The organism is Duganella guangzhouensis, assembly GCF_009674535.1.
In the GTDB taxonomy this organism is placed as follows: domain Bacteria; phylum Pseudomonadota; class Gammaproteobacteria; order Burkholderiales; family Burkholderiaceae_D; genus Rugamonas; species Rugamonas guangzhouensis.
In genome coordinates this window covers 71,742-85,201 of record NZ_WKJK01000022.1, presented here as the reverse complement: position 1 = coordinate 85,201, position 13,460 = coordinate 71,742, and the positions used below count along the sequence as shown (strand labels likewise).

General features: G+C 65.0%; 6 protein-coding genes. All 6 read left to right on the top strand.

Annotation, left to right across the window (positions count from 1 at the left end; translation table 11 throughout):
• Nucleotides 1–3 precede the first annotated feature (3 nt).
• The 6 genes from GJ699_RS29330 (at nt 4) to GJ699_RS29305 (ending at nt 13,457) form a co-directional block, all read left to right on the top strand.
• On the top strand, nt 4–1,326 hold the full coding sequence (locus tag GJ699_RS29330) for an MdtA/MuxA family multidrug efflux RND transporter periplasmic adaptor subunit (protein WP_154382971.1): 1,323 nt from the start codon (nt 4–6) through the stop codon (nt 1,324–1,326).
• Nucleotides 1,323–4,433, top strand: a complete 3,111-nt coding sequence (locus tag GJ699_RS29325) for an efflux RND transporter permease subunit (RefSeq protein ID WP_154382970.1) — start codon at nt 1,323–1,325, stop codon at nt 4,431–4,433. Before GJ699_RS29330 ends, GJ699_RS29325 begins: the two co-directional genes overlap by 4 nt.
• The gene (locus GJ699_RS29320; protein WP_371867709.1) at nt 4,430–7,720 is read left to right on the top strand and encodes an efflux RND transporter permease subunit; all 3,291 of its coding nucleotides are present in this window, start codon (nt 4,430–4,432) and stop codon (nt 7,718–7,720) included. Before GJ699_RS29325 ends, GJ699_RS29320 begins: the two co-directional genes overlap by 4 nt.
• Nucleotides 7,717–9,150 carry an efflux transporter outer membrane subunit gene (locus GJ699_RS29315; RefSeq protein WP_154382969.1) on the top strand — a complete coding sequence of 478 codons (1,434 nt, stop codon included), beginning with the start codon at nt 7,717–7,719 and terminating at the stop codon, nt 9,148–9,150. Before GJ699_RS29320 ends, GJ699_RS29315 begins: the two co-directional genes overlap by 4 nt.
• Nucleotides 9,151–9,267: 117 nt before the next feature.
• Entirely contained in the window at nt 9,268–11,784 is a 2,517-nt protein-coding gene (locus GJ699_RS29310) for a chemotaxis protein CheB (RefSeq protein ID WP_154382968.1), read from the top strand.
• The gene (locus tag GJ699_RS29305) at nt 11,781–13,457 is read left to right on the top strand and encodes a sensor histidine kinase (protein ID WP_154382967.1); all 1,677 of its coding nucleotides are present in this window, start codon (nt 11,781–11,783) and stop codon (nt 13,455–13,457) included. The genes GJ699_RS29310 and GJ699_RS29305 overlap by 4 nt, the downstream gene beginning before the upstream one ends.
• The last annotated feature ends 3 nt before the right edge of the window (nt 13,458–13,460 follow it).

Genomic DNA, 13,460 nt, shown 5'->3' with positions numbered 1-13,460 from the left:
ACGATGGATTCGCAAGCCAAGCCGACTTTGAATGCCAACCCACCTAAGCGCAGCCGCAAGCTACTCGGCAGCGTGATCGCTGTCGCCGCCATGGCCGGTCTTGGCGGCCTGGCGTGGTACCTGACGCACCAGCCGTCGAGCGCTAACGCCGGCGCGCAGGGTGCGGGTGGTCCTGGCCCCGGCGGTCCTGGTGGTCCGGGCGGCCCTGGCGGTGGCGGCGGGCGCCGCATGCCGGCCACCACGGTCGGCGTGGCGACGGCGGAGAAGGCGGATATTCCGGTTACGCTGGAGGCGCTGGGCACGGTGACGGCGGCGGCCACCAGCACGGTGCGGCCGCAGGTGACCGGCATCCTGCAAAGCGTGTTGTTCAAGGAAGGCCAGATGGTCAAGGCCGGCCAGGTGCTGGCGCAGATCGATCCGCGCCAGTTTGAAATGGCACTGATGCAGGCCACCGGCACCCGTCAGAAAGATGAAGCGCAGCTGGAAAACGCCAAGCTGCTGCTGAATCGCTACCGCACTCTGTTGAGCCAGGACTCGATCGCGCGCCAGGACGTGGATACCCAGGCCGCCACCGTTAAGCAGCTGGAAGGCACGGTCTTGACCGACAAGGCGGCCGAAGGCACGGCCAAACTGAATCTGGGCTACACCAAAGTGGTGGCGCCGATCTCCGGCCGGGTGGGCTTGCGCGGTGTGGACATCGGTAACCTGGTCAGCTCCAGCGACACCACCGGCATCGCCACCATCACCCAGCTGTCGCCGATCGACGTTGAATTCGCCATCCCGCAGGATAACGTGCCGTCGGTGGTGCAGCGCGTGAACCAGGGCGCGGCGCTGCCGGCGCTGGCGCTGGACCGCACCCGCACCAATACGCTGGACAACGGCGGCTTCTACGCGCTGGATAACCAGATCGATACGACCACCGGCACGGTCAAGGCCAAGGCGCGCTTCACCAACACCAAATCGACGCTGTTCCCGAGCCAGTTCGTCAACGTGCGCTTGCAGCTGGATACCATCAAGGATGCGGTGATGGTGCCGGTGACCGCGCTGCGTCATGGCACCAACGGCGATTTCGTTTATGTGCTGAAGGAAGACAAGACCGTCACCGTGCGCCAGGTCAAACGCGGCGCTTCGACCACCGACAAGGTGCAGCTCACCGAAGGCGTGAAGCTGGGCGAGCAAGTCATTACCGAAGGCGCGGACCGCCTGAAGGAAGGCGCCAAAGTCACGCTGCCTGGCGCCAAGCCCGCAGGCGAGGGCGCCGCCGCCGGCGCAGCGGCTTCCGGTCAGCACCACCGTCGCAACAAGGAAGGCGCTGCACAGCAATGAGTCCATCCGCACCATTCATTCAGCGTCCGGTAGCGACTTCGCTGCTGATGCTGGCGATCGTCCTGGCGGGCATAGTCGGCTTCAAGTTCCTGCCGCTGTCGGCGCTGCCGCAGGTCGACTTCCCCACCATTCAGGTCCAGACCCTGTATCCGGGCGGTAGCCCGGAAGTGATGGCGCAGACCGTGACCGCGCCGCTGGAGCGCCAGTTCGGCGCCATGGCCGGCCTGTCGCGCATGAGTTCCACCAGCGCTTCCGGGGTCTCCATCATCACGCTGCAGTTCGCGCTGGGCCAGTCGCTGGACGTGGCCGAGCAGGAAGTGCAAGCCGCGATCAACGCCGGCTCCTCGCTGCTGCCGACCGACTTGCCGGCGCCGCCGGTGTACGCCAAGGTCAACCCGGCCGACGCGCCGGTGCTGACGCTGGCGATCACCTCGGACTCGATGCCGCTGACCGAAGTGCAGAACATCGCCAACACCCGGCTGGCACTGAAAATGAGCCAGGTGTCCGGCGTCGGCCTGGTCACGCTCAGCGGCGGCCAGCGGCCGGCGGTGCGCATCCAGGCCAATATCAACGCGCTGGCGTCGTATGGCCTGGGGCTGGATACGCTGCGTACCGCGATCACCGCCGCCAACGCCAACGCCGCCAAGGGCAGCTTCGACGGCCCGACACGCGCCTACACCATCAACGCCAACGACCAGCTGGTGACCGCCAAGGATTACAAGCAGCTGATCCTGGCCTACAAAAACGGCGCCCCGGTGCGCCTGACCGACGTCGCCAGCGTGGTGGATAGCGCCGAAAACGTGGAGCTGGGCGCCTGGTCCGGCACCAAGCCGGCCATCATTCTCAACGTGCAGCGCCAGCCTGGCGCCAACGTGATCGCCACCGTCGACGCCATCAAGCAGCGCCTGCCCGAGCTGCAGGCCAGCCTGCCGGCCGCGATGCACCTGGAAGTGCTGAGCGATCGCACCACCGGCATCCGCGCCTCGGTGGAACACGTGGAGATGGAGCTGGTACTGGCCGTGGTGCTGGTGGTGCTGGTGATCTTCGCCTTCCTGCATAGCCTGCGCGCCACCATCATCGCCAGCCTGTCGGTACCGATCTCGCTGATCGGTACCTGCGGCGTGATGTATTTGCTGGGCTATAGCCTGAACAACCTGTCGCTGATGGCGCTGACCATCGCCACCGGCTTCGTGGTCGATGACGCCATCGTCATGATCGAGAACATCGCCCGTTATATCGAAGAGGGCGAAACGCCGATGGCCGCCGCGCTCAAGGGCGCCAAGCAGATCGGCTTCACCATCATCTCGCTGACGGTGTCGCTGATCGCGGTGCTGATTCCGCTGCTGTTCATGGGCGACGTGGTGGGCCGGCTGTTCCGCGAGTTCGCGATTTCGCTGGCGATCACGATTCTGATTTCCGCCGTGGTTTCGCTGACGCTGGTGCCGATGATGTCGGCGCGTTGGCTGAAGAGCCACGCCGAGGAGCATCAGTCGCGCTTTGCGCGCCGCTTCCAGCAGTTCTTCGACTGGGTGATCGGTCATTACGACAAGGCGCTGACCTGGGTGATCCGCCACAGCGGCCTGACGCTGCTGGTGGCACTGGGCACGCTGCTGCTGACCGTACTGCTGTACGTGGTGATTCCAAAAGGGCTGTTCCCGACCCAGGACACCGGCCAGCTGCAAGCACGGGTTGAAACCAGCAAGGCGGTTTCGTACGACAAGATGGCGGCGCTGCAGCAGCAGGCCGCCAAGGCGGTGCTGGAAGATCCGGACGTGGAAAACCTCAGCTCCGTGGTGGGCGTGGACGCGGCCAACAACACCATGCTGCACACCGGCAGCATGCTGATCAATCTGAAACACAAGCGCACCACCAGCCAGCAAGAGACCATGGACCGGCTGCGCGCGCGTGTGGCGCAGATTCCTGGCCTGACGCTGTACCTGCAGCCGACCCAGGACTTGACCATCGACGCCGAAACCGGCCCGACCCAGTTCCGCGTATCGATCGAGGGTGCCGACAACGCCACCGTCAACGAGTGGGCCACCAAGCTGGCCAACCAGATGCGCACCAAGAAGGAAGTGCGCAATGTGGTGTCGGACGTGGGCGCCAGCGCCAACGCCGCCTACATCAGCGTCGACCGCGACACCGCGTCGCGGCTGTCGGTGACCGCCGCCGCCATCGACGACGCGCTGTACAGCGCCTTCGGCCAGCGTATCGTCTCCACCATCTTCACCGAGACCAATCAGTATCGCGTGATTCTGGAGGCGCGCCGCGACGACGTCACCACGCCGTCCGAACTGGGCAACCTGCAGCTGAAGACCGGCTCCGGCAAAGCCACGCCGCTGTCGGCGGTGGCCACCATCAGCGAGCGTCCGGCGCCGCTGCAGGTGACCCACGTGGCGCAGTATCCGGCCACCACGCTGGGCTTCGACACCGCGCCTGGCGTTTCGCTGGGCACGGCGGTGGACAGCATCAAGGAAGCCGCCGCCGAGATTCACTTCCCGGCCTCGGCGACCATGACCTTCCTGGGCGCGTCCGGCGCGTATCAGAACTCGCTGTCGAATCAACTGTGGCTGATCCTGGCCGCCGTGATCTGCGTTTACATCGTGCTGGGCGTGCTGTATGAGAGCTATATCCATCCGCTGACCATTCTGTCGACGCTGCCGTCGGCCGGCGTCGGCGCCTTGCTGGCACTGCTGGTCTCGGGGCAGGATCTGGGCGTGATCGGCATCATCGGCATTATTCTGCTGATCGGTATCGTCAAGAAGAACGCCATCATGATGATCGACTTCGCGATCGAGGCCGAACGTGACGAAGGCAAGTCGCCGCGTGACGCCATCCACCAGGCCGCGCTGCTGCGCTTCCGTCCGATTCTGATGACGACGCTGGCCGCGCTGTTTGCCGCCGTGCCGCTGATGTTCGGCTGGGGTGAGGGCGCCGAGTTGCGCCGTCCACTGGGCCTGGCCATCTTCGGTGGCCTGATCCTGAGCCAGTTGCTGACGCTGTTCACCACGCCGGTGATCTACCTCGGCTTCGATAACCTGGCGCGCCGCTTCCGCGGCAAGCCGGATCGCAAGCCGGCGCCGCAACCTGAGGGTGGTGCGCTGTGAACCTGTCCTCGCCATTCGTCAAGCGTCCCATCGCCACCGTGCTGCTGACGGTGGGCGTGGCGCTGGCCGGCATCGGCGCCTTCTTCGCGCTGCCGGTGGCGCCGCTGCCGCAGGTGGACTTCCCGATCATCTCGGTGAGCGCCTCGCTGCCGGGCGCCAGTCCGGAGACCATGGCCACCAGTGTCGCCACGCCGCTGGAGCGCCACCTCGGCACCATCGCCGGCGTCAACGAGATGACCTCGCAGTCCAGCAATGGCTCGGCCAACGTGATCCTGCAGTTCGATTTGAACCGCAATGTGGATTCGGTGGCGCGCGAGGTGCAGGCGGCGATCAACGCCAGCCGCGTCGACCTGCCGGCCACGTTGAAGAGCAATCCGACCTACCGCAAGGCTAATACCTCGGGTGCGCCGGCCATCATCCTGGCGCTGACATCACCAACCCGCACCCCGGGCCAGATTTACGACGAAGTCTCCAACATCGTGCTGCAACGCCTGTCGCAGGTGACCGGTGTCGGTGACGTGGAACTGGGCGGCAGCTCTCTGCCGGCGGTGCGGGTGGAGCTGAATCCGTACGCGTTGAACCAGCAGGGCTTGTCGATGGAGGACGTGCGCGCCGCCATCCAGGCCACCAATGCCAATCGGCCGCGCGGCGCGCTGCAGGGCCATGGCCAGCGGCTGCAAATCTATACCGAGTCGGCCAACGCCATCGGCGGCCGCAGCGCCGCCGACTACCGCCAGCTGATCGTCGGCTTCCGCAACAGTGTGCCGATCCGCTTGCAGGACGTGGCGCAGGTGGTGGATGGCGTCGAAGACCAGAACAACCTCGGTCTGTTCAACGGCAAGCCGGCCATCATCGTGATTCTGCGCGCGCAGGCCGGCGCCAACGTCATCGAGACGGTGGACAGCGTACGCGCCCAGCTGCCGATGCTGCAGGCGCAGTTGCCGCCGGACGTCAAGATCCAGGTGGCCAGCGATAGCACCAACTCGATCCGCTCGTCGCTGCATGAAATCGAGATCACGCTGATTATCTCGATCCTGCTGGTGGTGCTGGTGGTGAGCGTGTTCCTGCGTAATGTGCGCGCCACCATTGTGCCGACCGTGGCCACCATCGTTTCGCTGCTGGGCACCTTCGGCGTGATGTATCTGCTGGGCTTCAGCTTGAACAACCTGTCGCTGATGGCACTGACCGTGGCCACCGGCTTCGTGGTCGACGACGCCATCGTGGTGCTGGAAAATACCACCCGCCACATCGAGGCCGGCATGGACCGCTTCAAGGCGGCGCTGCTGGGCGCGCGCGAGGTGGGCTTCACGGTGCTGTCGATTTCGCTGTCGCTGATCGCGGTGTTCATTCCATTGCTGTTCATGGGCGGCCAGTTTGGCGCGCTGTTCAAGGAATTCGCCGTCACGCTGTCGGCGGCGGTGATGATTTCGCTGGTGATTTCGCTGACCACCACGCCGATGATGTGCGCCTGGCTGCTGTCGCCGGACGGTCACGAGACCAAGCCGCAGGGCCGCATCGCGCGCTTCTTCGAGCGCGGATTCGACGTCATCCTCAAAGGCTATGAGCACGCGCTGGACTGGGCGCTGCACAGCGTGTGGCTGGTGATGCTTAGCCTGATATTCGTGGTGGGCCTGAACTTCTACCTGTTCGCGGCGATCCCGAAAGGCGGCTTCCCGCAGCAGGACACGGGCCAGATCAATGGCGGCATCCGCGCCGACCAGTCGATTTCCTTCCAGGCCATGCAGGACAAATTGCGCCAGCTGGTCAACATCATCAAGGATGATCCGGCGGTGGACACGGTGGTCGGCTTTACCGGCGGCCGTCGTGCCGGCGGTGGCTTCATGTTCGTCAACCTGAAGCCGGCCAACCAGCGCACGGTAGCGGGGCAGGCGGTGATCAACCGGCTGCGTCCAAAACTGGCCAAGGTGACCGGCGTCAGCCTGTTCCTCAGTCCCGTGCAGGATTTGCGTGCCGGCGGCCGTTCGGCCAACGCCAACAATCAGTACACGCTGAAGTCCGATAACGTGGCCGACTTGAAGAAGTGGGCGTCGCGTCTGGCGGAGCAGATGAAGACCAAGAAATCGATGACCGACGTCGATTCCGACCAGGCCGACAATGGCGTCGAGACCTTCGTCACCATCGACAAGGACAGCGCTTCGCGCTTGGGCGTGTCGACCAAGGATATCGACAATGCGCTGTACAACAGCTTCGGCCAGCGTCAGGTGGCGACCATCTACGATGAGCTGAATCAGTACCACGTCATCATGGAAGTGCCGCGCGAATTCGCCAAGAGCCCGAATGCGCTGGGCGATGTTTATGTGCCGTCGACCGGGCTGCCGTCGCCAACCGCCGCCAACCCGACCGGGGCGCAGACCGCGAGCACCAGCAGCACGACCAGCAGCACCAGCTCCAGTTCGAGCACCAGCACTGCCACCGCCGCCAATGTGGCCGCACCGGCGGTGAGGGATGCCTCGTCCGGTTCCTCGCTGAGCACCTCGGCCACCACCATGGTGCCGTTGTCGGCGATGGCCAGCTTTGCCGAATCGTCGGCCGCCACTTCGATCAACCACCAGGATGGCGAACTGGCCACCACCATCGCCTTCAACCTGGCCGATGGCTACAGCCTGTCCTCTGCGGCGGCCGAAATCGCCGAGGCGGAAGCGGAAATCGCCATGCCGAACAATGTGCGCGGCAGCTTTGCCGGTTCCGCCAAGGCGGCGCAGGACAGCAACAAGTCGCTGCCGCTGCTGATCCTGGCCGCCATCGTGGTGATCTACATCGTGCTGGGCATCCTGTACGAAAGCCTGGTGCACCCGGTGACGGTGCTGACCACGCTGCCGTCGGCCGGCGTCGGCGCGGTATTGGCGCTGCTGGTGTTCAAGATGGAGTTCTCGACGATTGCGCTGATCGGCATCTTCCTGCTGATCGGTATCGTCAAGAAGAACGCCATCCTGATCATCGACTTCGCGCTGGAAGCCGAGCGCGCGCGCGGGCTGACGCCGATGGAAGCGGTGCGCGAAGCCTGTCTGCTGCGTTTCCGTCCGATCCTGATGACCACCGTGGCCGCCGCCTTGGGCGCGCTGCCGCTGGCGATCGGTTTCGGCGAAGGCTCGGAGCTGCGTCAGCCGCTGGGCGTGGCCATCATCGGTGGCCTGATCGCCAGCCAGATGCTGACGCTGCTGACGACGCCCGTGGTCTACATCCTGATGGACAAGCTGCGTCGCCGCAGCCCGTCCGAACAACAACTGAGCCGCATTCATAGCGACGAGTCGCCGATTACACCATGAGCAAATACGCATTCTCTTTACGTCATCAACCGATCGCGCTGGCCGTAGCTGCCGCGTTGCTGGCCGGCTGCTCGGTCACGCCGACTTATAAGGTGCCGGACGCGCCGGCGCCATCGGCCTACAAGGAAGCGCTGAACGACGCCGACAAAACCGCCGCCGGCTGGACCGCGGCGACGCCGGCCGATACGCTGGAACGCGGCCCGTGGTGGCAGCTGTTCGGTGATCCGATCCTGAACCAGATGGCCGACAGCATCGAGGTGAATAACCAGAACGTGGCGGCCTACGCCGCCGCCTATGCCGAAGCACGCGCCACCGTGGCCGAGCAGCGCGCCACGCTGTTCCCGACCGTGGACCTGAACGGCAGCGGCACCCGCTCCGGCGGTGGCGGCAATACCGCCACCACCAACGCCTATCGCGCCAACATCGGCGCCAGTTGGGAGCCGGACCTGTGGGGCAAGCTGCGCGCCGGCGTCGGCAACGCCAACGCGGCGCTGCAGGCCAGCGCCGCCGACCTGGCCGCCGCGCGCCTGTCGGCGCAGGGCGAACTGGCCACCAACTACTTCTCGCTGCGCCAGGCCGACGCCGAAAAAGCCATCCTCGACGCCACCGTCGACGGCTATGCGCGGGTGCTGCAGATCACCCAGAACCGCTTTGACGCCGGCATCGCCGCCAAGTCCGACCTGCTGCAGGCGCAGACCCAGCTGGCCAGCGCCCGCATCGACCAGATCACGCTGGTGCGCACCCGCGCCACCTATGAGCATGCGATCGCGGTCCTGCTGGGCAAGCCGGCCGGCGACTTCACGCTGCCGGCGGCCGAGTGGAAGATCACCGTGCCGGACATTCCGACCGGCGTGCCATCGACGCTGCTGCAGCGCCGTCCCGACATCGCCGCCGCCGAGCGCCGCGTGGCCGCCGCCAACGAAAGTATCGGCATCGCCCGCAGCGCCTACTTCCCGAGCCTGAGCCTGACCGGCTCCTATGGCTATGGCGCGGCCGCCACCGGCGGCTTGTTCAACGCCTCCAACAATCTGTGGTCGCTGGGCCTGACGGCGGCGCAGACGCTGTTCGACGCCGGCGCCACCAAGGCCAAGGTGCAGGGTGCCGAGGCGGCGCGCGATCAGGCCATCGCCACCTATCGCCAGACCGTGCTGACCGCGTTTGCCGCGGTTGAGGACCAACTGACCGCGACCCGCGCGCTGGCGCAGCAGCAGGACTTGCGCAAGGCCGCGTCGGAAGCCGCCGACCAGGTCGAGGTGCAGCTGCTGAACCGTTACCGCGCCGGCCAGGTGAGCTACAGCGACGTGGTGACGGCGCAGCAGACCGCGCTGACCGCGCGCCGCTCGCTGGTGCAGGCCCAGGCCGACCGCCAGACCACCGCCATCGCCCTGATCCAGGCGCTGGGCGGCGGCTGGCACGCGCCGCAGGAGTAGTATTTTACGGCGCGAGCCATGCTGTATAATCATCTGGCATTATGTACATAATGTACATAACGACACGCCTCGATGACCAAGAAAAGTGCTCTTGCCACTCCCGCTGCTGCAACGCTGATGCCCATCGTGGGCATCGGCGCTTCTGCGGGCGGGCTTGATCCGATCTGTGAATTCCTCGTCAGCGTTTCGCCGCACAGCGGTTTCGCTTACGTGGTGGTGCAGCATCTGGACCCGCTGCACAAATGCATGCTGCCCGAACTGCTGCAGCGCATGACCAGCATGAAGGTGTGCGAGATCGAGGATGGCATGCCGGTGCTGGCCAATCACGTCTACGTCATCCCGCCCAATTCCGATCTCACTGTCGAGCATTATCACTTCGTGCTGCGTCCTGCGGCGGCGCGGCGCGGCCATCATCTGCCGATCGATATTTTTTTCCGCTCGCTGGCCGAGCATAGTTGCGATGTGGCGGTCGGGATTCTGTTTTCCGGCATGGGCGCGGACGGCACGCTGGGCTTGAAGCTGATCCGCGAGAGCGGTGGCCTGACCATGGCGCAGTTGCCGTCGTCGGCGCGGTTCGACCCGATGCCGGCCAGCGCCATCAGCGCGCGCGCGGTAGACATCATTGAACTGCCGGGCCAGATGGCGAGCCACATCGCGGAATGGTGGAGCACCCAGGAATGCGGCTTGCCAGAGCAGGCGATGATACAGCGCGACGGTTTGCAGCAGCTGTTCCAGTTGCTGCTCAAGCAGACCGGCGCCAACTTCTCCGACTACAAACTGAGCACCGTGCTGCGCCGCATCGACCGCCGCATGAAGCTGCGCCAGTGCGCCACGCTGACCGATTACGTCAAATTCTTGCGCGTCAATCCGGCCGAGGTGGAGCTGCTGTTCAAGGAGCTGCTGATCGGCGTGACCAATTTTTTCCGCGATCCCAAGGTGTGGGATTACCTGATGAGCACCGCGCTGCCGCAGCTGATCGGCGAGCATCCGGAAGGCGCGTCTTTCAAGGCCTGGGTCTCGGCCTGTTCGACCGGCGAGGAAGCCTACTCGCTGGCGATCGCCTTCAACGAGGTGCTGGAGCGGTTGCGGCCGACGGCGCGCTACACGCTGCAGATCTTCGCCACCGATCTCGATGAGGATGCGGTGGACAGGGCGCGCCAGGGCGTGTTCGATACCGATATCGAGGCCGATGTGTCGCCCGACCTGCTGCAGCGTTATTTCATGCCGGCCGAGCGAGGTGGTTACCGGATCCGCAAGGACGTGCGCAACTCCATCATTTTCGCGCGTCAGAACGTGATTTCCGATCCGCCGTTCACCAAGCTGGATATTCTGTGCTGCCGCAATCTGCTGATCTATTTCACGTCCAAGCTGCAGGAACAGTTGATTCCGTTGTTCCACTACGCGCTGCGCACCGGCGGCCTGCTGATGCTGGGCAGTGCCGATACGCCCGGCCATTTCAATGAGCTATTCATTCCGATGGCTGGCGCCGGCCGCATCTACCGCCGCCTGGATGCGTCCATTCACCGCGTGGCCAACTATTTCCCGACGCGCGTGAGCAGCTTGTCGGCCCCCACTGTCAATGAACCTGTCAATCCATCCATGAACGGCAATCTTCAAATCCAGGTTGAGCAGCAACTGCTCAAAAAGCATGCGCCTGCGGCTGTGCTGTTGAACACCCATGGTGACATCCTCTACATCCACGGCCGCACCGGCGCCTATCTGGAACCGGCGGCGGGCAAGGCCAATTGGAATATCCACGCCATGGCGCGAGATGGCTTGCGCCACGAGATGGCGGAACTGCTCAAGCGCGCCACCCAGGAGCCGGGCGTGATCGCGGTGCGCGGGCTGATACAGCGCGACGAAACCGGCAAGCCCTCGCAGGCCTTGGACCTGACAGCGGAAGCGATGCCGGAAAACGGTCCGTTGCCCGGCACCGTGTTGCTGACCTTTTCCAGCGTGCCGCTGCCGCCGAAGAAGCGCCGCACCCGCTCCACCAATCCCTATGTGCTGGAGCTGGAGCAGCAGCTGGCGCAGTCGCGGCTGGAGATTCAGGCGGTGCGGGATGAGATGCAGGCGTCGCGCGAGGAACTCAAGTCCTCCAACGAGGAACTGCAATCTACCAATGAGGAACTGCAGTCCACCAATGAGGAGCTGACCACCTCCAAGGAAGAGATGCAGTCGCTGAACGAGGAGCTGTACACCGTCAACGCCGAGCTGCAATCCAAGGTGGATGACCTGTCGCTGGTTAATGGCGATATGAAGAATCTGCTCAACAGCACCGACGTCGCCACCATCTTCCTCGACAGCGAACTGCGCATCCGTCGTTTCACCGACCAGACCACGCAGATCTACAAGCTGATACCGAGCGACGTCAATCGGCCGCTGAGCGACATCGTCAACGACCTGCTGTATACGGATCTGGAGGAAGACGCTCAGCACGTGCTGCGCACGCTGGTATTTTGCGAAAAGCAGATCGAGACCCGCAGCGGCGGCTGGTACACCATGCGCATCCGGCCCTACCGCACGGTGGATAACGTGATCGACGGCGTGGTGGTCACCTTCATCAACATCACCGAGTTGAAGCAGTTGGAGGCGCGGCTGCTGACCATGCACAAGGACGCCGGGCGCGTATGACCAAGCGCTCGCGCCCCGAACTGAACCCCGGACAACTGCGGGAGATGGCGGAGCGTGCGGTCAGCGCATTGCCGCCAGAGGGCGCCGACAGCGATCAGCTGCGCTACTGGCACGAAATGCAGGTCAACCAGATCGAACTGGATCTGCAGCAGGAAGCGCTGGCCGAGTTGCGCAGCGAGCGCGATGAAGCCGACACCATGCATCAGCGCTACGCGGCGCTGTACGACCAGGCGCCGGCCGGCTATCTGTCGCTGAATCATGACGGCGTTATCGTGCGCGCCAATCTGGCGGCCTGTGAGCTGGTGCAATGCGATCGTGATGCGCTGATCGGCAAGCGCTTCGAACAATTCGTGGCGCCACAGGCGCAGGCCGGCCTGCGGCGCTTCCTGTCTTACGTGGGCGAGAGCGGTGCCCGCGCGGTGATGGAGGCGCCACTGTTCGATGGCCAGACAGCGGATGGTGCCTCCACACTGCGCCGTGTGCACATCGAAGCCAACCTGGATGAGGCCAGCGCCACCTGTCGCATGATCTTGACCGACATAGGCAGCGCCGACCTGCGCGACGCGGTCCGGCTGCGCGCCATGCGGGTGCTGGACAGCATCAACGAGGGGGTGCTGGTATGCGATGTCGATCACAACATCGTCTCCGTCAATCACGCATTCACCACGCTGACCGGCTATCCGGTGGAGGAAGCGCTGGGCCGCAATCCGCGCTTCCTCGGGCGGCGGGAGAACCATCCGCCCGGCTACTTTGCCGACGCGATGCGGCAATTGCGCACGGCCGGCCGTTGGGCTGGCGACGTATTCAACAGCCGCCAAGATGGCACGCCCTACACGGCGCACATGTCGCTGACGGTGATCCGTGACGACAACGGCGCGATCAGCTATTTCATCGGCGTGTTTTCGGACGTGACGGCACAGCGCGAGGTCGAGGCGGCGCAACTGCGCTGGTCGCAAGAGCTGGACGCGCGGGTGGCGGCGCGCACGGTGGAGCTGAGCGAATCGCGCGAGCAGTTGCGCAAGCTGGCCGCGCATCAGGAGCAAATCAAGGAGGAGGAGCGCAAGCGCATCGCGCGCGACATCCACGATGAGCTGGGACAGAACCTGCTGGCGCTGCGTATCGACATGTCGATGCTGAGCGCCCGCACCGCCGGCCGCCAGGGCCTGCTGCACCAGCGCGTCAACGCCGCGCTGGAGAACGTGGACGCCACCATCCGCAGCGTGCGCGGCATCATGAACGAGCTGCGGCCACCGGTGCTGGACCTGGGGCTGGCGGCGGCGCTGGAGTGGCAGGCGGCGGAATTCCGCAAGCGCAGCGGCCTGGCATGCGGGCTGACGCTGCCCGACGAAGCGGCATGCGCGACGCTGCACTCGAACGTGGCCACCACGCTGTTCCGCGCCGTTCAGGAGGCGCTCAGCAATGTGCGCCGGCACGCGCTGGCCAGCCGGGTCGACATCGTGCTGGCGGTGGCGGACGGACGGCTGACGCTGAGCATCGCGGACGATGGCGTGGGCATGGCGCCGGAAGCGGCCAGCCGTGCCGGCATCCATTCATTTGGCCTGATCGGCATGGCGCAACGGGTGGCGGCGCTGGGCGGCACGCTGGATATCGACTATGCGCGGCAGGCGCAGGGGGGCAAGGGCTGTAGGCTGACGTTGGGCTTCGATCTATAATAC

Coding starts and splice junctions, on each gene's coding strand:
- GJ699_RS29330 (WP_154382971.1), top strand. CDS start 4: ATGGATTCGCAAGCCAAGCCGACTTTGAATGCCAACCCACCTAAGCGC.
- GJ699_RS29305 (WP_154382967.1), top strand. CDS start 11,781: ATGACCAAGCGCTCGCGCCCCGAACTGAACCCCGGACAACTGCGGGAG.
- GJ699_RS29325 (WP_154382970.1), top strand. CDS start 1,323: ATGAGTCCATCCGCACCATTCATTCAGCGTCCGGTAGCGACTTCGCTG.
- GJ699_RS29310 (WP_154382968.1), top strand. CDS start 9,268: ATGCCCATCGTGGGCATCGGCGCTTCTGCGGGCGGGCTTGATCCGATC.
- GJ699_RS29315 (WP_154382969.1), top strand. CDS start 7,717: ATGAGCAAATACGCATTCTCTTTACGTCATCAACCGATCGCGCTGGCC.